Source organism: Streptomyces sp. (assembly GCF_036566765.1).
GTDB lineage: Bacteria > Actinomycetota > Actinomycetes > Streptomycetales > Streptomycetaceae > Streptomyces.
On the sequence record NZ_DATCVQ010000500.1, the window covers coordinates 15,670 to 35,838 of the forward strand.

General features: G+C 71.7%; 17 protein-coding genes. 9 read left to right on the forward strand and 8 right to left on the reverse strand.

Features of this window, described 5'->3' with window-relative positions:
• The first annotated feature begins 6 nt into the window (after positions 1-6).
• Complete coding sequence (gene cofD / locus VIU94_RS29120; RefSeq protein WP_331915738.1) at positions 7-963, forward strand: 2-phospho-L-lactate transferase; 957 nt, start codon at positions 7-9, stop codon at positions 961-963.
• Between the two features lie 104 nt (positions 964-1,067).
• Entirely contained in the window at positions 1,068-2,474 is a 1,407-nt protein-coding gene (locus tag VIU94_RS29125) for a coenzyme F420-0:L-glutamate ligase (RefSeq protein ID WP_414721033.1), read from the forward strand.
• Positions 2,475-2,519: 45 nt separating this feature from the next.
• Here VIU94_RS29125 and VIU94_RS29130 read toward each other — a convergent pair whose 3' ends face one another.
• From VIU94_RS29130 to VIU94_RS29140, 3 genes are all read right to left on the reverse strand, one after another.
• The gene (locus VIU94_RS29130) at positions 2,520-3,494 is read right to left on the reverse strand and encodes a DNA-3-methyladenine glycosylase family protein (protein WP_331915742.1); all 975 of its coding nucleotides are present in this window, start codon (positions 3,492-3,494) and stop codon (positions 2,520-2,522) included.
• Between the two features lie 197 nt (positions 3,495-3,691).
• Entirely contained in the window at positions 3,692-4,774 is a 1,083-nt protein-coding gene (manB, locus tag VIU94_RS29135) for a mannose-1-phosphate guanylyltransferase (RefSeq protein ID WP_331915744.1), read from the reverse strand.
• Positions 4,775-4,877: 103 nt separating this feature from the next.
• Positions 4,878-6,224: a peptidoglycan recognition protein family protein gene (locus tag VIU94_RS29140; RefSeq protein WP_331915746.1), complete on the reverse strand. Its 1,347-nt coding sequence runs from the start codon at positions 6,222-6,224 to the stop codon at positions 4,878-4,880.
• A 137-nt stretch (positions 6,225-6,361) separates the two neighbouring features.
• Between VIU94_RS29140 and VIU94_RS29145 the strand changes: the two genes are divergently transcribed.
• The 4 genes from VIU94_RS29145 (at position 6,362) to VIU94_RS29160 (ending at position 12,334) form a co-directional block, all read left to right on the forward strand.
• A complete protein-coding gene (locus tag VIU94_RS29145; RefSeq protein ID WP_331915748.1) occupies positions 6,362-7,114 on the forward strand; it encodes a TIGR03089 family protein in 753 nt (250 codons plus the stop codon).
• A 187-nt stretch (positions 7,115-7,301) separates the two neighbouring features.
• Positions 7,302-8,486: an LCP family protein gene (locus tag VIU94_RS29150; protein ID WP_331915750.1), complete on the forward strand. Its 1,185-nt coding sequence runs from the start codon at positions 7,302-7,304 to the stop codon at positions 8,484-8,486.
• Between the two features lie 324 nt (positions 8,487-8,810).
• Entirely contained in the window at positions 8,811-10,571 is a 1,761-nt protein-coding gene (locus tag VIU94_RS29155) for an LCP family protein (RefSeq protein ID WP_331915752.1), read from the forward strand.
• Between the two features lie 149 nt (positions 10,572-10,720).
• Positions 10,721-12,334 carry an LCP family protein gene (locus VIU94_RS29160; protein ID WP_414721034.1) on the forward strand — a complete coding sequence of 538 codons (1,614 nt, stop codon included), beginning with the start codon at positions 10,721-10,723 and terminating at the stop codon, positions 12,332-12,334.
• A gap of 90 nt (positions 12,335-12,424) precedes the next feature.
• On the opposite strand, the gene VIU94_RS29165 is transcribed toward VIU94_RS29160, so the two are convergent.
• Complete coding sequence (locus tag VIU94_RS29165; RefSeq protein ID WP_331915756.1) at positions 12,425-13,447, reverse strand: glycosyltransferase family 2 protein; 1,023 nt, start codon at positions 13,445-13,447, stop codon at positions 12,425-12,427.
• Between the two features lie 119 nt (positions 13,448-13,566).
• Here VIU94_RS29165 and VIU94_RS29170 point away from each other — a divergent pair, with 119 nt between their 5' ends.
• On the forward strand, positions 13,567-15,084 hold the full coding sequence (locus tag VIU94_RS29170) for an LCP family protein (RefSeq protein ID WP_524540649.1): 1,518 nt from the start codon (positions 13,567-13,569) through the stop codon (positions 15,082-15,084).
• A gap of 21 nt (positions 15,085-15,105) precedes the next feature.
• Here VIU94_RS29170 and VIU94_RS29175 read toward each other — a convergent pair whose 3' ends face one another.
• Positions 15,106-15,639: an acyl-CoA thioesterase gene (locus tag VIU94_RS29175; protein WP_331915760.1), complete on the reverse strand. Its 534-nt coding sequence runs from the start codon at positions 15,637-15,639 to the stop codon at positions 15,106-15,108.
• Between the two features lie 131 nt (positions 15,640-15,770).
• Here VIU94_RS29175 and VIU94_RS29180 point away from each other — a divergent pair, with 131 nt between their 5' ends.
• Both VIU94_RS29180 and VIU94_RS29185 read left to right on the forward strand, forming a co-directional pair.
• On the forward strand, positions 15,771-17,042 hold the full coding sequence (locus VIU94_RS29180; protein WP_414721032.1) for an LCP family protein: 1,272 nt from the start codon (positions 15,771-15,773) through the stop codon (positions 17,040-17,042).
• Positions 17,043-17,101: 59 nt separating this feature from the next.
• Positions 17,102-17,410, forward strand: a complete 309-nt coding sequence (locus VIU94_RS29185) for an antibiotic biosynthesis monooxygenase family protein (RefSeq protein ID WP_331915762.1) — start codon at positions 17,102-17,104, stop codon at positions 17,408-17,410.
• A gap of 26 nt (positions 17,411-17,436) precedes the next feature.
• Here the strand turns inward: VIU94_RS29185 and VIU94_RS29190 are convergent, their stop codons facing one another.
• The 3 genes from VIU94_RS29190 to VIU94_RS29200 all read right to left on the reverse strand — a co-directional run.
• The gene (locus VIU94_RS29190) at positions 17,437-18,084 is read right to left on the reverse strand and encodes a hypothetical protein (RefSeq protein WP_331915764.1); all 648 of its coding nucleotides are present in this window, start codon (positions 18,082-18,084) and stop codon (positions 17,437-17,439) included.
• A gap of 82 nt (positions 18,085-18,166) precedes the next feature.
• On the reverse strand, positions 18,167-19,261 hold the full coding sequence (locus tag VIU94_RS29195) for a hypothetical protein (RefSeq protein WP_331915766.1): 1,095 nt from the start codon (positions 19,259-19,261) through the stop codon (positions 18,167-18,169).
• Positions 19,258-20,169, reverse strand: a 912-nt coding sequence (locus VIU94_RS29200; protein ID WP_331915768.1) for a hypothetical protein, incomplete at its 5' end; no start/stop codon positions are given. The genes VIU94_RS29200 and VIU94_RS29195, both read right to left, overlap by 4 nt.

Here is a 20,169-nt window from a genome sequence, read left to right on the forward strand (position 1 = left end):
CTCTGCATGCGCATTGTGGTTCTGGCCGGTGGCATCGGTGGTGCCCGTTTCCTGCGCGGTCTGAAGCAGGCCGCCCCCGACGCCGACATCACGGTCATCGGCAACACCGGTGACGACATCCATCTGTTCGGGCTGAAGGTCTGCCCCGACCTCGACACGGTGATGTACACCCTCGGCGGTGGCATCAACGAGGAGCAGGGCTGGGGGCGGACGGACGAGACCTTCCAGGTCAAGGGCGAGCTCGCGGCGTACGGCGTGGGGCCGGAGTGGTTCGGCCTCGGCGACCGCGACTTCGCGACGCACATCGTGCGAACGCAGATGCTGGGCGCGGGTTTTCCGCTGAGCGCGGTCACGGAGGCGCTGTGCGCCCGGTGGCAGCCGGGCGTGCGGCTGCTGCCGATGACCGACGACCGGGTCGAGACGCATGTCGCGATCGAGGTCGACGGGGAGCGGCGCGCGGTGCACTTCCAGGAGTACTGGGTGAAGCTGCGCGCCTCGGTGGACGCGCAGGCGGTCGTGCCGGTCGGCGCGGAGGCGTCGAAGCCGGCGCCGGGCGTCCTGGAGGCGATCGCGGAGGCGGACGTCATCCTCTTCCCGCCGTCCAACCCGGTCGTGTCGGTGGGCACCATCCTGGCCGTCCCGGGGATCCGCGAGGCGATCGCCGGGGCGGGCGTCCCGGTGGTCGGGCTGTCGCCGATCGTCGGCGACGCGCCCGTGCGCGGGATGGCGGACAAGGTGCTGGCGGCGGTGGGCGTGGAGTCGACCGCGGCGGCGGTGGCCGAGCACTACGGCTCGGGCCTGCTGGACGGCTGGCTGGTCGACACGGTCGACGAGGGTGCGGTGGCGCGGGTGGAGGCGGCGGGGATCCGCTGCCGCGCGGTGCCGCTGATGATGACGGACGTCGAGGCGACGGCGGAGATGGCGCGTGTGGCGCTGGCGCTGGCGGACGAGGTTCGGGCGTGACGGCGGGGTCGGGGGCGGCGGGGGTTCCCGGGGCCCCGTCTCCACGGGCGTACGAGGCCCCGGAGGGTGGTCTCGGCGGACCGGGCGGGTACCGCGTCTGGGCGCTGCCCGGGCTGCCCGAGGTGAAGGCCGGGGACGACCTGGCGAAGCTCATCGCGTCGGCATCGCCGGATCTGGTGGACGGGGACGTCCTGATCATCACGTCCAAGATCGTCAGCAAGGCGGAGGGCCGGATCGTCGCGGCGGACGACCGCGAGGAGGCGATCGACGCGGAGACGGTGCGCGTGGTGGCGCGGCGCGGCACGCTGCGGATCGTCGAGAACCGGCAGGGCCTGGTGATGGCGGCGGCCGGCGTGGACGCGTCCAACACCCCTGCCGGGACGGTGCTGTTGCTGCCCGTCGACCCGGACGCCTCCGCGCGCGGCATCCGGCAGGGCGTGCGCGAGGCGCTGGGCGTGAACGTCGGCGTCGTCGTCACGGACACCTTCGGCCGGCCGTGGCGCAGCGGGCTCACCGACGTGGCGATCGGCGCGGCGGGCGTGCGCGTCCTGGACGACCTGCGGGGCGGGACGGACGCGTACGGCAACCCGCTCAGCGCGACCGTCGTCGCCACGGCGGACGAACTGGCCGCGGCGGGCGACCTGGTGAAGGGCAAGGCGGCGGGGTTGCCGGTGGCGGTGGTTCGGGGGCTGGCGCACGTCGTCTTCGCGGAGGGCCTGGCGGGGGCGGACGCCGACCGGGCGGCTGGGACGGCCGCCGGTGCGTCGGCGGGTGCCGCCGCGGACGGGCGTACGGACGCGGGCGACTCGGAGGGTGCGAGCGCGGACGCGGGTACGGATGCCGGCGCCGAGGACATCGGAGCTCGGGCGTTGGTGCGGAGTCCGGAGGACGACATGTTCCGGCTCGGGACGTCGGAGGCTGTGCGGGAGGCGGTGACGCTTCGGCGCACCGTGCGGGAGTTCACCGACGACCCCGTGGACCCGGGCGCCGTACGGCGGGCGGTGGCCGCGGCCATCACCGCGCCGGCGCCGCATCACACGACGCCGTGGCGGTTCGTGCTGCTCGAGTCGGAGGCCTCTCGGACCCGGCTGCTCGACGCGATGCGCGACGCCTGGGTCGCCGACCTGCGGCGCGACGGCAGGTCAAAGGAGGCGATCGCGAAGCGGGTGCGGCGCGGGGACGTACTGCGCAACGCGCCGTACCTCGCGGTGCCGTGCCTCGTCATGGACGGCTCGCACCACTACGGCGACGCGCGCCGGGACACGGCGGAGCGCGAGATGTTCGTGGTCGCGGCGGGCGCGGGGGTGCAGAACTTCCTGGTGGCGCTGGCGGGCGAGCGGCTGGGCTCGGCGTGGGTGTCGTCCACGATGTTCTGCCGCGACGTCGTACGGGACGCTCTGGCGCTGCCGGACTCCTGGGACCCGATGGGCGCGGTCGCGATCGGTCGCCCGGCGGCCCCGCCGAAGGAGCGGGCGGCTCGGCAGGCGGGCGGGTTCATCGAGGTGCGGTAGGCGGGGGCGCGGCGTTCTGGCGCGCCGCGCCCGCAGGGCCCGGCCCTACAGTGCCGCGATGTTGCCCGGTGTCATTCGCGGCGCCCTGCGGGGCGGGACGCGGCCGCTGAGCAGGATCAGACGGGCCGCGCGGTGACGCTGGCCTTCGTAGGGGGCCAGTAGTTCGAGCATTGCGGCGTCGTCGGCCGTTCGGTCGCCCGCCAGGGCGTAGCCGACGATGCCGGGGAGGTGGAGGTCGCCCACCGTGACCGCGTCGGGGGCGCCGTTGCTGCGCTGGATCGTCTCCGCCGAGGTCCAGGGGCCGATGCCGGGGATCAACTCCAGGCGTTCCTGGGCCTGTTGGGGCTCCATGCCGGCCGCCTCCTCCAGGCGCGGGGCTACCCGTGCCGCGCGCAGGATCGTTGCCGCGCGCTTGTCGTCGACGCCTGCTCGGTGCCACTCCCAGGACGGGATCTGGCGCCATGTCCGCGCGTCGGGCATGACGTGCATGCCGTCCGGGGCGGGGCCGGGGGCGGGCTCGCCGTACGTGCGGACCAGGAGTCGCCACGCGCGGTACGCCTCGTCCGTCGTGACCTTCTGCTCCAGGATCGACGGGATCAGCGACTCCATGACCAGGCCGGTCCGGGTCAGCCGGAGGCCGGCGCGGCGGCGGTGGGCGGCGGCGACGATGCGGTGGCGGGGGACGAAGGCGGTGGGGTCGTCGTCCTGGCCGAGGAGGGCGGGGAGGCGGTCCAGGAGCCAGGGGCCGCCCGGGCCCCAGGCCTCGGCGGCGATGCCTCCGTCCCGGGCGGCCACCCGGATCGTGCCGGGGCCGTCGGGGGTGCGGCTGGCGCGCCAGACGGAGCCGTCGGGGGTGGCGCGGAAGGTGGGGTCGGCGGGGCCGCGGCGGAGAGGGCCGAGGGTGAGGCCGAGGTCCGTGTCCTGCGTCAGCTCCAGGGAGCGCGGGCGGGGTACGGGGACGTGGCCGCCGCGCACGGTGGTGCGGGTGGTGGGGGTGCGGGGGGCGAAGCGGCCGGCCATGGGTACGAGGTTAGCCGTGTGGGCGGGGATTCCGGCCGCTTCCACTCGCCCCTGCGCGGGCAGCGCCCGCCTCCCCGCCGCCGTGTGGGCAATCGTCCCGCAGTGGGGGCCCCAGGACGAAGTCCTAGGGGGAGGGACGGGTGGGCACGCGGCGGCGGCGCCCCGGCGGGGCCGGTGCACAACGCGGGGGCGCTGTCCTACTGGTCCGACGAGAAGCGGAGGGCGCCTGCTGGGAGGGTTGCGTTGCACCAGATGCGGACGCCTTCCCTCAGTTCGTTGTCTTCGGCTACGTGGGCGCCGTCGCCCACTACCGCGCCGGACAGCGTCGTGCGGGCGCCGATTCGGGCGCCGGCGCCTACCAGGGAGTCGGTGATGATCGCGCCGGGCTCCACCACCGCGCCTGCCAGGATCGCGCTTCCTGTGATCTGCGCGCCTGCGCCCACCACCGCGTCCTCGCCCACCACCGTGCCGCCCGTGAGCTTCGCGTCCGGGGCCACCCTGGCCGACGGGAGGACCAGGCGGTCGCCGCAGCGGCCCGGGACCGCGGGGGACGGGGCGCGGCCGAGGACCAGGTCGGCGGAGCCGCGGACGAAGGCCTGCGGGGTGCCGAGGTCGAGCCAGTACGTGGAGTCGACCATGCCCTGCAGGTGCGCGCCGGACGAAAGCAGCTCGGGGAACGTCTCGCGCTCCACCGACACCGGCCGCCCCGCCGGGATCGTGTCGATGACCGAGCGGCGGAAGACGTACGCCCCCGCGTTGATCTGGTCGGTGACGATCTCCTCGGGCGTCTGCGGCTTCTCCAGGAACGCAGTGACGCGCCCCGTCGGGTCCGTCGGCACGAGGCCGAACGCGCGCGGGTCGGCCACCCGCGTCAGGTGCAGCGACACATCCGCGCCCGACGAGGCGTGCGTGGCGACCAGGGCCCGGATGTCCAGGCCCGTCAGGATGTCGCCGTTGAAGACGAGGACCGGCTCGTCCGGCCCCGAGTGCAGCCGGGACGCGACGTTGCGGATCGCCCCGCCCGTGCCGAGCGGCTCCTCCTCCGTCACGTACTCCAGGCTGAGCCCGAGCTCCGAGCCGTCGCCGAAGTACGGCTCGAAGACCTCCGCCAGGTACGACGTGGCCATGATGACGTGCTCGACGCCCGCGGCACGCGCCCTCGCCAGCTGGTGGGTGAGGAACGGCACTCCCGCCGCCGGGATCATCGGCTTCGGCGTGTTCACGGTCAGCGGCCGCAGCCGCGTGCCCTTGCCGCCGACGAGGAGGATCGCTTCTGTCACCGGTCGTCTCTGCTTCCTGCTCGGGCCGGTCACACCGCTCGTCCTTGCGATGTGACCGGTCAGTTTATGCAGATGGTCGGACCGGTGACCGTAAGGGGTCGTTTCAGGCACGCCCCTGATATCTCGCGGACGCGGTCCGGGTGTCGCCGAGCTTCTTGTACAGGCGGGCTCCGGGGCACGAGGTCGCGAAACCGTCGCGGTGCCCGGAGATGACGTTGAGCCTGACCTTCCTGCCCTTCTTGTACAGGTTCCCCCCACCCGACGTCAGGTACGTCTTGCCGCGCGGATTTGCCCCGAACAGCCCGAGCTTCCACGCCGTCAGCCGTGCGATGGCGTTCACGACGGCCGACGGCGGGGAGCTCGAGCCGAACGTGCCGAGGACCGCGATGCCCATGCTGTTGGTGTTGAAACCGCGCGTGTGGGCGCCCATGACCGCCCTGGTCACTCCCCCGGCGCGGCCTTCGTAGATGTTTCCGCACTTGTCGATGGCGAAGTTGTAGCCGAAGTCGCGCCAGCCGCTGCTCACTACGTGGTAGCGGTAGATACTGCGCAGGACGGAGGGGGCCTGACGGCAGGCGTAGTTGTTGCCGGTCGCGCTGTGGTGCACGAAGGCCGCCTTGACCTTCTTCGTGTACACGAACTTCTTCTCCCGCAGCCGCTCGTCCGCGCCCCAGCCCTTCCGGGTGATGATCCTGGGGCGGGGGCCGATGAACGGCTTCGCGGCCGCGCGGCGCGTCAGGTCCGCCGCCTCCGGTCCGTACTCCCCCGCGTACTCCCCCGCGTGCTCCGCCGCGTACTCCGCCTCGGTCTCCTCGCGGGAGAGCGCCGGGATCACCGTCCCCTCCGCCTCGGGCAGGGACGCGCTCCGCACGTCCTCGTCCGCCGGGACCTCCGCCCCCACGTCCGCTCCCGGGTCCACCAGTTCCAGGTGCAGCCCCTCCGGCAGCGGCGCGTGGGGCTCGGCCCGGACGCGTACCTCGACGCCGTCCGAGTCGCCCACCCACAGCGGGGCGGTCGCGCCGCGCGCCGGGCCGGACTCGCGCTCGGCGGTGCCGGGGTCGGCGGCGTGTTCGAGGTTGTGGGTCTCCACGTCCTGCCACTCGGACCAGGCTGCGCCGCCCGAGGCCCGGGTCCGAACCTGGACGCTGCCGTGGAGCTCGGTCTCGGCGTCGTCCCAGACGACGCCGACCAGCGAGAACGGTCTGACGTCGCGTCGGGTCAGCCCCTGCACGGCGGCGGAGCCGGCCGCGCGGGCGCCGCCGAGAGCGTCGAGCGCGAGCGACTGGGTCTCCCCCGCCGGGGAGTCCGGCGCGCGCAGCGCGGACGACGAGCTCGGTGGGGTGAGGAGGTCGGTCGGGGACGGGGCGGCCGCGCCGGCCGCGGGTGCGAGGGGCAGGACGAGGGCGGCCGTACACACGACGCCGATGGAGGTAGCAAGGTAGGCACGCATGGGGAGATCGTGGGCGGCCCCGAGCCGTTCCGCGCGTCGGGATCCCGCAAGGAAACTGACGGTGCGTCGGTCCGACCGGAGGACCGGGTCACCGGTACGGCGGTCCCCCGCTCCCCCGCCCGCGTACCCTTGCGCGCGTGAACGCCACCGACCGCACCCCCGCCGACCTGCTGCGATCCGCGCTCGCCGCGGACCCGGCCCGCCCCTTGGTCACCTTCTACGACGACGCCACCGGTGAGCGCGTCGAATTGTCCGTGGCCACCTTCGCCAATTGGGTGGCGAAGACCGCCAACCTTCTCCAGGGCGAGCTCTCCGCCGAGCCCGGGGATCGCCTCGCGCTGCTGCTGCCGGCCCACTGGCAGACCGCCGTCTGGCTGCTCGCCTGCTCGTCCGTCGGCGTGACCGCCGAGCTCGGCGGCGACCCGGCCGGCGCCGACCTCGTGGTCGCCGGACCGGGCCGGTTCGACGAGGGCCTGGCCTGCTCCGGGGAGCGGATCGCGCTCTCGCTCGCCCCGCTCGGCCGCCGCTTCCCGACCCCGCCCGCCGGGTACGCCGACTACGCGGTCGAGGTGCCGAGCCAGGGTGACCGGTTCGCCCCGTTCGTCCCGGTCGACCCGGACGCCGCCGCGCTCTCCGTGTCGGGCCTGGAGCTGACGGGGGCCCAGCTCGTGGAGCGGGCGCGGTCGGATGCGGAGGCGCTCGGCCTCGGCCCCGGGGCGCGGCTGCTCTCGGGCCGCCCGTACGACTCCTGGGAGGGCGTCTCGGCCGGGCTGTACGCGCCCCTGGCGGCGGGCGGCTCGGTCGTCCTGTGCCGGAACCTCGACGCACTGGACGCGGACGGGCTGGCGAAGCGGGTGGAGAGCGAGCGGGTCACCCGTAGCGTCGAGTGACCCTCGACAGCCTGCCCGTAGCGCCGAGTGACCCTCGACGACCTCCCCGTACCGTGAACCGACCGTCCGCCGCCCGCCCGCCACCCGTCCGGCGCAGCGACGCGCCGAGTCCCCGGGCCCGCGCGTCAACGCCGGTGGATGATCGGCGGGTACGCGCCGCAGACCCCTCGACGGACGGGACCCAGACGTGACGGACAGTGCAGGCACACCCGCCGGGCCGGACGGACCGGCGGGCGACGGGGAGCCGGGCACCCGTGCGGACACGCGGCGCAAGCGGCACTGGCTGCGCTGGACGGCCCTGGGCTGCTCGGTGATCCTCCTGGGCGCGGCCGGCACCGGCTGGTGGCTGTACCGCAAGCTCGACGGCAACATCACGACGGACACCACCGCCGAGGCCGAGCTGCGCGCCTTCGAGAAGGAGCGCCCCAGCCCCAGCCCCGGGGCGCTCGGTGCGCAGAACATCCTGATGATCGGCTCCGACACCCGCGCGGGCAGCGGCAACAAGAAGTACGGCCGCGACAAGGGCTCGGAGCGCTCGGACACCACGATCCTGCTGCATCTGGCGGCGGGCCGGTCCAGCGCGACGGCGGTCTCGGTGCCGCGCGATCTGATGGTGTGGATCCCGAGTTGCCGCAAACCGGACGGAACGCGCACGCGTGCGCAGTGGGCCCAGTTCAACTGGGCCTTCGGGTTCGGCGGGACGGCGTGCACGATCCGCACCCTGGAGGGGCTGACCGGGATCCGGATCGATCACCACATGGTGGTGGACTTCCGCGGCTTCAAGAAGATGGTCGACGCCGTGGACGGCGTGGAGGTCTGCCTGCGGGAGCCGGTGAACGACCCGGACGCGCATCTGAAGCTGCCGGCCGGGCGGCAGACGCTCCGGGGCGAGCAGGCGCTGGGCTTCGTACGGGCCCGCAAGTCGATCGGCAACGGCAGCGACACCGAACGCATGGACCGCCAGCAGCAGTTCCTCGGCGCGCTGGTCAACAAGGTCCAGAGCAACGGCGTCCTGCTGAACCCGACGAAGCTGTACCCGGTGCTCGACGCGGCGACCAAGGCGATCACCACCGATCCGGGGCTCGACTCGCTGCGGGACCTGTACGACCTGGCGCGCTCGATGCGGAGCGTGCCGACGGAGAAGGTGCAGTTCCTCACGGTGCCGAGGCGGCCGTACACGTACGACCCGAACCGGGACGAACTCGTACAACCCGCAGCGAACGACCTGTTCAAGCGGCTGCGCGAGGACCGGCCGGTCGTGGTCGCCCCGGGCCCGGAGGACGACGGCAAGCCGGACGAGCCCGGCAGCCAGAGCCCCGAGCCGGCGCCGACCTTCTCCGGGCGCAATGCCGCCGAGGGCGCCTGCGCCTGACGGGCGGCGCGTGTGACGGGCGGCGCGCGCGACGCATGGCGCGCGTGACTGACGCGTGGCGCGCGCTTCCTGATGTGTCCGGAGCGTCACGCGCAAGCAAACAGGTAAAGCGATGCCCAAGGCACAACGCACAGGAAACGGTGTTTGAGCGAATTGCCCGGTTGTAAGGGGCGTGGAATTTGTCACGGACGTCGCCCCACGCTGAACTGGGCGGATAGTGTGACGCGATCCGGTGCGCCGACCGCGTGCACTCTGATGATCGAAGAACCGAGCGCCTGCCGGGGGAGGCGCCTCGCGTGGCACCGACGGAGGACTCAAGCAACCGTGGACGCGCACAGCCGTGGACGGGCGGACGAGATCGACCCCGCCGACCAGTGGGTACTGAACCCGAGGACCGGCAACTACGAACTGCGACTGGACCGTTCCGCTGGGCAGTCGGCACCCGTCTCCCGCCCCCGTGGCGCGACCCCTCCTCCCCCCAGAGGCGCCGACCCGACGCGCGGCGGTGAGCGCCGTTCCGGTGCCGCCGCCGACGCCCCTCCGGTACCCGGCCAGCGCAGGCGCAGGGTTGCCGAGGGACAGGGCGGCCGCAACGGCGGCGGCGAGCCGCCGGCCGGCCGCCGCAAGCGCAAGACGGCGCAGTCCCGCAGGAAGAAGGCCCTGATGTGGACCGGCGGCGTGACGGCCTTCGTCGTCGCCGCCGGCGCCGTGGGCGCGTACGCGCTCTACGAGCACTTCAACGGCAACATCAAGACGGTCGACGTGGCCGGTGCGAGCGGCGGCGGGTTCAAGAAGGGCCAGGCCTTCAACATCCTGCTGATCGGCACGGACAAGCGCACCGGCGACGGCAACGCGGGCTACGGCGACAAGAACAGCCCCGGGCACGCCGACACCACGATCCTCTTCCATGTCTCCGCGGACCGGACCAACGCCACGGCGATGTCGATCCCGCGCGACCTGAAGACGGACATCCCCGACTGCGAGACGAAGACGCAGGAGGGCACGAAGGTCATCCCCGGCGAGACCGACGTCCGCTTCAACACCAGCCTGGGCCAGGCGGGACGCGACCCCGGCTGCACCATGCGCACGGTCAAGGAACTCACCGGGCTGACCGTCGACCACTTCATGATGGCCGACTTCAACGCCGTCAAGGAGATGACGACGGCCGTCGGCGGCGTGAAGGTCTGTCTGGCCAAGCCGGTCAAGGACAAGGACTCCAAGCTGAACCTGCCGAAGGGCGAGTCCGTCGTCGCGGGCGAGCAGGCGCTGGCCTTCGTGCGCACCCGGCACAGCTTCGGCAACGAGAGCGACCTGGACCGGATCAAGGTCCAGCAGCAGTTCCTGAGTTCGATGATCCGCCAGATGAAGTCGGACGAGACGCTGACCAGCCCGACCAAGCTGTACGGGCTCGCCGAGGCGGCCACCAACGCGCTGACCGTCGACACGGGCATAGGGACCATCTCCAAGCTCTCCGACCTGGCCAAGGAACTCGTCACGGTCGACCCGAAGAACATCACCTTCGCGACGCTGCCGGTCATCGACAACCCCGCCGAGAAGATCAAGGCGACGGTCGTCCCGCACCCGGAGAAGGCGCAGCAGCTGTTCACGCTCATGAAGTCCGACACCTCGCTCACCGAGGTGAAGAAGAAGGAACAGGACGCCAAGAACGCCAAGGCGGGCGCCCAGGCCGCGCTTCTGAAGGGACCGCGCGCGGAAACCAACCAGGTGCGCGTCGACGTGTACAACGGCAGCGGCATCCAGGGCGCCGCGCAGAACACGATCAACTGGCTGCAGAACGAGCAGGGCGTCTCGCGGTCCACGAACAAGAGCAACGCCCCGGAGAAAGCGGCGCTGACGACCCTGACGTACGCGCCGAACCAGGCCGACCAGGCCCGCAAGCTCGCGGACCTGATGGGCCTGCCCGCCACTGCGCTCAAGCAGGGCACGCAGGAAGCCGGTGCGAAGGAGCCGATGACGCTGATCCTCGGCGCGGACTTCAAGGGCGCGGGGGTGCCCCTCACCGGACCGGCCAAGGTGCCGGACATCGACAAGGTTGAAGCAGACAAGAAGGTGTGTGCCGCGTGACCCGAGGGGGATCCGCGGGGACGCCTGAGCATTGAGGGGGACCAGGGGTGGGACAGAGCAGCGTGCCTAGGGAGGGGGCGCGGGAACAACGCGTTCCGCACGCCCGCGAACACGGTTGGGACGACAGCCTGTACGAGGACGGCGGCACCATGGGCCTCCGCGTACGGCCCGGCGGTTCCGGCGGGGGCGGATCCGACGACGCCGGCGGCGGTACGGGGCACCGGCGCGGGGGGCCGCGCCGCCGCGCCAAGAAGTCCGGCAAACGCCGGATATTCAAGTGGGTGGCGGCGGTTCTGTCGCTGCTGATACTCGGCACGGCCGGCGCGGGCTACCTGTACTACCAGCACCTCAACGGCAACCTGCGCGGCGGCAGCCGCAGCGGCGGCGAGAGCGGTGTGAAGAAGGCCAAGCCCAACGCGCTCGGCGACACCCCGCTGAACATCCTGCTGATCGGCTCGGACAGCCGCGCGGACCCCAAGAACGTGGAGCTCGGCGGCGGGAAGAACGACCGGGACCGCAAGCCGCTCGCCGACGTGCAGATGCTGCTGCACGTCTCGGCCGACCGGAAGAACGCCTCGATCGTCTCCATCCCGCGCGACACGGTCGTCAAGATCCCGGAGTGCAAGGGCGAGAAGGGCGAGACCTTCCCCGAGACGACGAACCGGCCCATCAACGAGTCGCTGCAGCGCGGCGGTCCCGGCTGCACCCTCACCACGTGGGAGAGCCTCACCGGGGTCTACGTCGACCACTGGATGATGATCGACTTCGCGGGCGTGGTCTCGATGGCGGACGAGATCGGCGGCGTCCCGGTCTGCGTGAAGACCGGCGTGCACGACAAGCCGACCCGGCGGGTTTCCGGCGGCTCCGGCCTCAAGCTGCCCAAGGGCACCACCGAGGTCAAGGGCGAGCAGGCGCTCCAGTGGCTGCGCACCCGGCACGCGTTCGGCAACGACCAGAACCGCGCCAAGGCCCAGCACATGTACATGAACGGGATGTTCAAGAAGCTCCAGGAGCAGAACGCCTGGACCAACACGGGCCGGCTGACGGGTCTGGCGGAGGCGGCCACCAAGGCGCTGACGGTCTCCGACGAGATCAAGTCGGTGGCGAAGCTGTTCGACCTGTCGATGCAGCTCAAGAACGTCAAGGTGGACCGGCTCAGCACGGCGACGGTCCCCACGGTCGAGTACGTCGGGAACGACAACTGGCTCCAGATGACCCCGAAGTCCGCCGACAAGATGTGGTCGATGCTCCGCGAGGACGTCGCCTTCGACAAGAACGGCGACCCGAAGGACGCCACGAAGCCGTCCACGTCCCCGACGGCGAAGCCGAGCGGGCCGCCCGCGGCCGCGCCGGGCACCATCGGCGTCACGGTGGTCAACGGCACCGGCGGCGGCGGTGAGCCGTCCGTCAAGGGCCGGGCCCGCAGCGTGGCCGACACCCTGAAGAGCAAGGGCTTCACCGGGGCCGAGTCCTCGCAGAGCGCGGAGCCGCGCAAGGACACGGTGGTCAAGTACCCCAAGAGCGCGGGCGAGCAGGGCAAGTCCGACGCCCTGTCCGTCGCCACGGCGCTCGGCCTGCCGCCGACGGCGGTCCGGGCCGACGACAAGGCCGAGGGCATCACCCTCGTCATCGGCGCGGACTGGCGCGAGGGCGCCGCCTTCAAGAAGCCGAAGACGGAGGCGGGCGACCTGCCCGAGGGCGCGGACGACAAGGTGGCCTGCATGGACATCTACGACGTCTACCGATGGGACGGCAAGAGCTGACCGGTCCGTAGGGGGCGACTACACGGAAGAGGCCGCCCGGTGCATCGTGCACCGGGCGGCCTCTTCCGTACGTATCCGGAGGTATCCGGGTCAGACGGTGGTCGTCGTCACGGCCGGGCGGCGGCTCGCGATGACCTTCCTGGCCAGCGCGCGCGGGCTGGTGAGGAAGCCGTACCCCCAGGACATGTGCATCGTCGCCAGCGCCACCGGGATCTGCAGCCGGGCCTTCAGCGGCAGCCCCTTGCCCGCCGGGACCGAGCCCGCGGTGATCGCGGCGAGGTAGCCGGCCGGGATCACGAAGCCGAGCGGGGTGAGCGTCGCGCCGACCACGAGGCCGGCCGCGATCGCGCAGAGCGCGGTCGGCGGGGCGAGGTAGCGGAGGTTGATCGAGCCCTGGTGGTAGCGGGCCACCACGTGCCGCCAACGCCCGTAGTCCTTGTACTGCTTCGCCAGCGCGCGCACGCTCGGCCGCGGCCGGTACTGGACGCGCAGCTCGGGCGAGAACCAGATCAGGCCGCCCGCCTCGCGGATCCGGAAGTTCAGCTCCCAGTCCTGGGCTCGGATGAACTCCTCGTTGTAGCCGCCCTGTTGCTCCAGCGCCTCACGGCGGAAGACACCCAGGTACACGGTCTCGGCCGGACCGGCCGCGCCGCCGGTGTGGAACGCCGCGTTGCCGACGCCGACCTTGGAGGTCATCGCGGCGGCGACCGCGTGCTCCCAGTCGTTCTCGCCCTCGGCGTGCATGATGCCGCCGACGTTCTGCGCGCCGGTCTCCTCAAGGAGGCGGACCGCGGTGGCGATGTAGTCGGGCGACAGCATGCCGTGACCGTCGACGCGCACCACGATCGGGTGGCGGGACGCCTTGATCGCCGCGTTGAGCGCGGCGGGCGTACGGCCCGTGGGGTTGGGCACGGTGTGGACCCGCGCTCGGCTGTCGGATGCGGTTTCTCGGACGAGTTCGGCGGCGATCTCGTCGGTACGGTCCGTGGACGGGCCGAGCGCGATCACCACCTCCATCTCGCCGTCGTACTCCTGCTCGAGGATGTGACGGACCGAGTTGCGCAGGTGCCGCTCCTCATTGAGGACCGGCATGATCACGGAGACGGGGGGCATTGGTTCCTCGGGGGTCTGGGGGTCGCCCCCCAGGAGACAGCAGTATTGCCCGCCACGTTACCGCGAACGGGGGACACGGTCGCGCGCCGCGGGGTCCGGTGCCCGCTGCCGCTGATCGTATGGGCCTACCGTGCTCACGGTCCCCCTTCACCCACGCGGAGGTGTCCCCGGTGCCCACGCCGCCCCGCTCGCCCCGTCCCCGGCCGGCCGGCCGCCGTCCCGCCCCGGCCCGCCGCGTCAGACGGGAAGAGCGGCCCCGGTGGGGCATGCGTGCGGCGACGACGCTGTCGGTGCTCGTCCTCGGCGCGGGCGGAATCGGGCACGCCCTGATGACCGGGCTCGACAGCGGCATCGACCGGATCGACCCCTTCAAGGACATGAAGAACCGCCCGCAGGCCGGGCACGGGATGAATGTGCTGGTCGTGGGCACCGACGGCCGGGAGAAGATCACCAAGGCGGACAAGGAGAAGTACCGGCTCGGCGGCGCGCCCTGCCACTGCACCGACACGGTCATGCTGGTGCACGTCTCCGAGGACCGGGAGCGGGCCAGCGTGGTGAGCCTGCCCCGCGACTCGTACGCCGAGATGCCCGAGCACGTCGACGCGACCACCGGAAAGCACCACGACGCGCACCCGGTGAAGCTGAACGCCGCGTACGCGGAGGGCGGGCCCGGTCTGACCGTGCGCACCGTCGAGAACATGACCGGCGTCAAGATCGACCACTATCTGGAGGTCGACTTCACCAGCTTCATGAAGACGGTGGACGCGGTCGGCGGCGTGGAGATCTGCACGGCGAAGCCGATGAAGGACACGTACACCGGCCTCGACATGCCCGCCGGCCGGCACAGGCTCGGCGGCGGGCAGGCGCTGCAGTACGTCCGCTCCCGGCACGTCGACGGGGCCGCTGACCTCGGCAGGATGCAGCGCCAGCAGCGGTTCCTGGCGGCGCTGATCCACCGGATCACGAGCAACGGGGTGCTGCTGAACCCGGTGAGGTTCCGCGAGGTCGCCACGACCGTGCTGAGCTCGGTACGGGCCGACCAGGGCTTCGGCGCTGACCGGATGCTGGCGCTCGCGAAGGCGATGCGCGGCTTCGGCCCGGCCTCGTCGGAGTTCGTCTCGGTGCCGGTCGGCAACGCGAGCTTCCCCGTGAAGGGGATCGGCTCGACCGTGAAGTGGGACGCGAAGAAGGCCCGCAAACTGTTCCGGGCGCTGCGCGAGGACAAGCCGCTTGCCCCGCACCGCACGGGCGGCGCCGTGGTGCGCCGGGTCGTGGTGGACGTCCCGCCGCGGCAGATCCGGGTCCAGGTCTACAACGGGACCCGGACGGACGGGCTGGGCCGCAAGGTGGACGCGGCGCTGCGCGGCACCGGCTTCGACACCACCGGGGCCCCGCTCAACGGCAGGGGTCCGGCGCTGCGGCGCACCCTGGTGACGTACGACCCGCGCTGGGACCGCTCGGCGAAGTCGCTGGCCGCCGCGCTGCCGGGGTGCGAACTGAAGGCCGTCCCAGGGCAGGGGCGGACGCTGCGGGTGACGGCGGGCACGGACTACAAGGGCGTGACCCCGGTCCGGCCGGAGGAGACCCACCAGGGCGAGTTCGACGCGGTGACCGGGGACCAGGTGGTGTGCGGGTGAGGGGCCCTTTGGCGGGGACTCTCAGTCCTCGTAGCCCTCGGCGGCGCGGCGCTCGCGCAGCTCCTTGATCGCGCGGCGGCGGGCCAGCCGGTGGGTGCGGCGGATCTGGGCCTCCTGGTAGCGGCGGCGGTCCTTCTCGGTCTCCGGGACCACCGGCGGCACCGGCCGCGGCTTGCCGTCCGCGTCGACCGCGGCGAAGACCAGGTACGCGGAGCCGACCTGCTGGGCCGGGGTGGACTCGTTCCAGCGCTCGGCGAGCACCCGGACGCCGACCTCCATGGAGGACCGGCCGGTCCAGTTGACCTGCGCCTTCACATGGACCAGGTCGCCGACGCGAACCGGCTCCAGGAAGACCATCTCGTCCATGGAGGCGGTCACGGCCGGGCCTCCGGAGTGACGGCCGGCGACGGCCCCGGCGGCGTCGTCCACGAGCTTCATGATCACTCCGCCGTGCACCGTCCCGAGGAGGTTGGTGTCGTGGCTCGTCATGATGTGGCTGAGGGTGGTGCGCGACGCGGCGGTGGGCTTGCCCGGGATGTCGCCCTGATCTGTCATGCCCTCCACCTTATGCGGAGCTTCGCGACGTGCTTCGGCACGGTCACCTTTGCATCAGCTTGGCAACAGGGCCGGTGCGATTTTCCCCCCGGCCTGTCGGGGCGCTCGGGGCGGACGGCACACTGTTCCGCATGAGTGACTGGCAAGGCGGATACGGACACGGCAGCAGCAACGACGAGCCCGAGGGCCCGCGCGCGATGCGACACGTGCAGCGGCAGCGGCCGCCCGTACCGCCGCAGCCCGGGCAGCAGCGGTACGACCAGGGCGGCCAGGGGTACGGGAACTACACGCAGGCGCAGGGCGCCGGCTACGACTCCGGGTACAGCTCCGGCCAGGTCTACGGCGGCCAGCAGGCCGGAGGCCGGGGCACGGTCCCGCCGCCGCGCGACCCGTACTACGACGACGGCTACGGCCCCGCCGCCCCGGACTGGCGCCGCCGGATCAAGGTCGGCTCGATCGTGCTGGTCGTCGCCGTGCTCGCCTGGGGCGTGGGCACGTACGCCTGGGCCAGCTCGCAGATGCGCAACGAGGTCGACCTCGCCAAGGTCATCGAGCGCCCCGAGGCGGGCGACTGCACGACCTACCTGATCGTCGGCTCGGACAGCCGTGAGGGCATGTCCGCCGAGGAGAAGAAGAAGCTGCACACCGGCTCCGCCGAGGGCAAGCGGACCGACTCGATGATGATCCTCGCCGCCTGCTCCAGCGGGAACACGATGGTCTCGCTGCCGCGTGACTCGTGGGTGACGATCCCCTCCTTCGTCGGCTCGGAGTCGGGCAAGACGTACAAGGCGCGCGGCGGCTCCAAGCTGAACGCGGCGTACGCGATGGACGGGCCGGAGCTGCTGGTGCGCACGGTCGAGTTCAACACCGGCCTGCGCATCGACCACTACGCGGAGATCGGCTTCGCCGGCTTCGCGAACATCGTCGACGCGCTCGGCGGGGTCGACATGAACATCGAGAAGGGCTTCAAGGACAAGAACTCCGGCGCGAACTTCCAGGCCGGCGAGCAGACCCTGAACGGCGAGCAGGCGCTGGCGTTCGTACGGACCCGGTACGCCTTCGCCGAGTCGGACCTGGCGCGTACGAAGAACCAGCAGAAGTTCCTGTCCGCGCTGGCCAACCAGGCGGCGACGCCGGGCACGATCCTCAACCCGTTCAAGCTGTACCCGACGCTGGGCGCGGGCATGGACACGTTGATCGTGGACAAGGAGATGTCGCTGTACGACCTCGGCAAGATGTTCTTCGCGATGAAGGGCATCAGCGGCGGCGACGGCAAGTCCATGAACATGCCGATCTCCGGCAGCGCGCCGCAGGGCTCCCTGAAGTGGGACATGCCGAAGGTGAAGCAGCTGGTGACCCAGATCCAGAACGACGAGAAGGTCACCGTCACCTCGGACCGCTGACGACCGGCGGGTAGCGGCCTAGCCTGGTGGCAGGGGCGCTTCCATCGAGGTGGTGTGCCATGACCGAGGACAGCAAGTTCTGGGCGTCCGGCAACTGGCGGGTCTCCGAGGGCAGGGAGGACGAGTTCGTCGAAGCCTGGACGGCCTTCCTGACCTGGACCAAGAAGGACAACGACGGGTTCCTGTCCGCCCGGCTCATCCGCGACACGGCCGCGCCCGGCCACTTCCTCTCCTTCGCGTCCTGGCGCGACGCGGAGTCGCAGGCCGCCTGGAAGACCAAGCCGGAGTTCGCGCAGCACTTCGGCGCCTGCAAGGCGCTGTGCGACGAGATGATGGCCGGGGGGTACGTCCTGGCGGTGTCCGTCTAGAGCTCCCGCGTCTGCAAGGGGAGTGCTCAGCCCGCGAACGGGTTGGCGTGCCCCGGCAGCTGCTGGCCGGGGCGCAGGAACCGCTGCCGTCCGTGCTCGTCCCGTACGGCGGCGAACCCGGCGGCGGTCAGCCGCTCGGTGATCTTCCGACGCCGTACGTCACCGATCCTGAAGGCCGCCAGCAGGAATCCGGCGAGCAGCGCGCCGCCGATCAGGGCGCCGAGGTAGAGCCCGCAGATCAGCAGCGTCAGCACCAGGCCGGCCGTGATCGCCCAGACGAACCGCTTCTGCTTGGCGCTCGCGGCCTCGGCCGTCACGTCGAAGGCGATGCGGTCCTTGAGGTGTGCGACGGCCTGCTCGGCCTCAGGGAGCGGCTTGAGGGTGCCGGGCCGCATCCCGGGGACGGGGCCGCCCCGGCCGGCCTGCGGGAAGGCGGCGATGGTGGCTGCCTCCCGCGCGCGTGCCTCGGGGCGGACGTCGCGGTACAGGAACGCGACCAGGATCGACTTGTTGTGCCCCTCACGCCAGGACGCGCCGTACTCGAAGCCGTACTGCTCGACGACGGCGGCCCGGACGGCGACCCGCTTGAGGCTGCCCATCTCGTCCCGCACCTCGACGACGTCCTGAGTGGCGATCTGCCGCAGCAGACCCGACACCGTGGAATCGACACTCATGACTGTCCCGCCCCTTGTCCTCGCGATATGGCGCGGGGAGTGTAACCAAGGGGCGGGACCGCGGCGGAGGGCACCCCTCCACTTACCTCAGGGCGCCCTCGGCCCTCGTCCGGACCTCGGGCCGCAGTGAGGTGTCCGCCGCGAGGCGGGCCAGGACCTCGCGGCTGTACGGGTGCTCGTTCATGTAGCTCAGCATGTACAACGCCTCGTCCGCGGCGGCATCGCACTCCACGTACCGCTGGGCAAGATCCATAGCCCACGGCGTGACCTCGTCGGGCCGGCGGTAGCCGAGGAACCCGAGATGGTGGAACGCCCCGGCGGCGATCCATATCCCGATCCGCGTGCCCCACTGATCGACGAAGCCCTCGGCGCTGACGTCGAGACCCAGCAGCTCACACTCGCGTTGTAGCTCGGTCATCCGCTCCCGGGTGACGAGACGCGGGTACGGCATCATGTCCCGCTGCACGATACGGACGTCGATCCACTCCGGCCGCTCGTCCTCTTCGTCGTCCTCGTCGCCCTCCCACTCGGGCGGTGGCTCGGGCCGTGTCAGGCGCTCGGCGGGCAGGAGGGCCTCCAGCACCCGCCGCGCGCGGTCGATGTTGTCCGGCGTCTCCGGAGCGCGGTACCACTCCCAGCCCCTCGGCCCGGAGACAGGCAGGTCCCGCACCACCGCGGGCAGCAGCGGCTCCTCGCCCTCGATGGACTCCCGGGCGCGGGCGTCGTAGTCCGGCCGGCGCATCCGGATCAGCCACTCCCGCGCCCAGGCCCGGTCGTACTCGTCCACCGACGGGTCCCGCACCAGCCGCAGCAGGACCTCCTCGCCGACCGGACGGCCCAGCGTGTGCAGGAGGCTCACCGCGTCGTGCGCCACGAACTGGGCCCGTACGCAACGCTCCGCCAGCTCCGCGGCCTCGGCCTGCTCGGCAGAGCCCAGGTCGCCGTCTTCCAGGCGCTTCTTGAGAGACCACCACACTTCATGGGTGGAGGAGGACAACCGCTGCCGTTCCCGCTGCTGCTCGAACTTCTGCCGGTACTCCTGTGGAAGCGCCAGGTCCGCCTCACGCAGGAAGCGCTCGAACAGGTCCTGCATCTCATCCGTCCAGCCGTACCCGACGGGCGGCACGGCGGCGAGCGCCGCTGCCACCACGTCGAGGTCGGAACGTGCGCTCGTCACTTCACTCCCAGGTATTCCATGGCCGTCGCCGGATCCTTCATCTTGCCGGTCATCCGGGCCTCGTACTTCTCGGAGTCGGACTTGGCGTTCCACTTGTCGTTCATCTGCTTGAGCTGCGACGGCGAGAGGTCCCAGCCGCCGACACGGATCCCCACGTCGTTCTGCGCCATGTGCGTCGCGGGGGTGCCGTCGGGCCGCGTCTTGGGCACGCCGTTCCGCTTGTCCGTCTTGCTCTGGTGGTGGTATTGGAACTCGTCGAAGATCTTGTCCCAGCGCTCCATGCTGCCGAGCTCGTAGCGGGCCTTCCGACCGGGTTCCGCCTTCTGCCAGTCGCCGAGTCGCTTGACCTGGGCGGCCAGCGACGCCTGGGTGGCGGCGTTCGCCTTGTTCTTGACCTCGACCACGTTGACGGTGCCGTCCTTGCCCCGGTACAGGACGTCGGCGTCAGGGATGCCCTGGATGTCGAATTCGCCGCCCTTGCCGTCCGGCAGGACCGAGCGCTTCTTGTTGTCGCCCACACCCGAGTACACGGTGGAGGCGGGATCCGCCTCGTTCGCGGCGACACGCTGGGTGATGTTGGCCTCGGCCAGGTTCTCGGCCAGCTTGTCGGAATCCTTGGCGTTCAGCACGTTCTCGGTCAGCCTCTGACGGCTGAGCGGTTCGACGTTCTTCTGCCGGGTCAGCTGCGTGAGGTCGTCGAGCGCATCGGCGGCCTCCTTCTTCCCGATCTCCTTCTTGGTCGGGTCCGGGTTGTCCTTCGCCCGCTCCAGCAGGCCGTCCAGCAACTGCGGCTGGGTGTGGACGCCCTCGTTCTTCTTGGCGTCCTTCATGGCCTCGCGGAGGATGTCCGCGCGCGCGTCGAGGACCTTCTGCTGCGCGTCGCGGGCGTCCTTGGCGTCGTCTTCGTC

Excerpts from the sequence above, each read along its gene's own strand:
- cofD (WP_331915738.1), top strand. The coding sequence starts at position 7 with ATGCGCATTGTGGTTCTGGCCGGTGGCATCGGTGGTGCCCGTTTCCTG.
- VIU94_RS29130 (WP_331915742.1), bottom strand. The coding sequence starts at position 3,494 with ATGGCCGGCCGCTTCGCCCCCCGCACCCCCACCACCCGCACCACCGTG.
- VIU94_RS29140 (WP_331915746.1), bottom strand. The coding sequence starts at position 6,224 with ATGCGTGCCTACCTTGCTACCTCCATCGGCGTCGTGTGTACGGCCGCC.
- VIU94_RS29160 (WP_414721034.1), top strand. The coding sequence starts at position 10,721 with ATGGGCCTCCGCGTACGGCCCGGCGGTTCCGGCGGGGGCGGATCCGAC.
- VIU94_RS29165 (WP_331915756.1), bottom strand. The coding sequence starts at position 13,447 with ATGCCCCCCGTCTCCGTGATCATGCCGGTCCTCAATGAGGAGCGGCAC.
- VIU94_RS29170 (WP_524540649.1), top strand. The coding sequence starts at position 13,567 with ATGGGCCTACCGTGCTCACGGTCCCCCTTCACCCACGCGGAGGTGTCC.
- VIU94_RS29175 (WP_331915760.1), bottom strand. The coding sequence starts at position 15,639 with ATGACAGATCAGGGCGACATCCCGGGCAAGCCCACCGCCGCGTCGCGC.
- VIU94_RS29180 (WP_414721032.1), top strand. The coding sequence starts at position 15,771 with ATGAGTGACTGGCAAGGCGGATACGGACACGGCAGCAGCAACGACGAG.
- VIU94_RS29185 (WP_331915762.1), top strand. The coding sequence starts at position 17,102 with ATGACCGAGGACAGCAAGTTCTGGGCGTCCGGCAACTGGCGGGTCTCC.
- VIU94_RS29190 (WP_331915764.1), bottom strand. The coding sequence starts at position 18,084 with ATGAGTGTCGATTCCACGGTGTCGGGTCTGCTGCGGCAGATCGCCACT.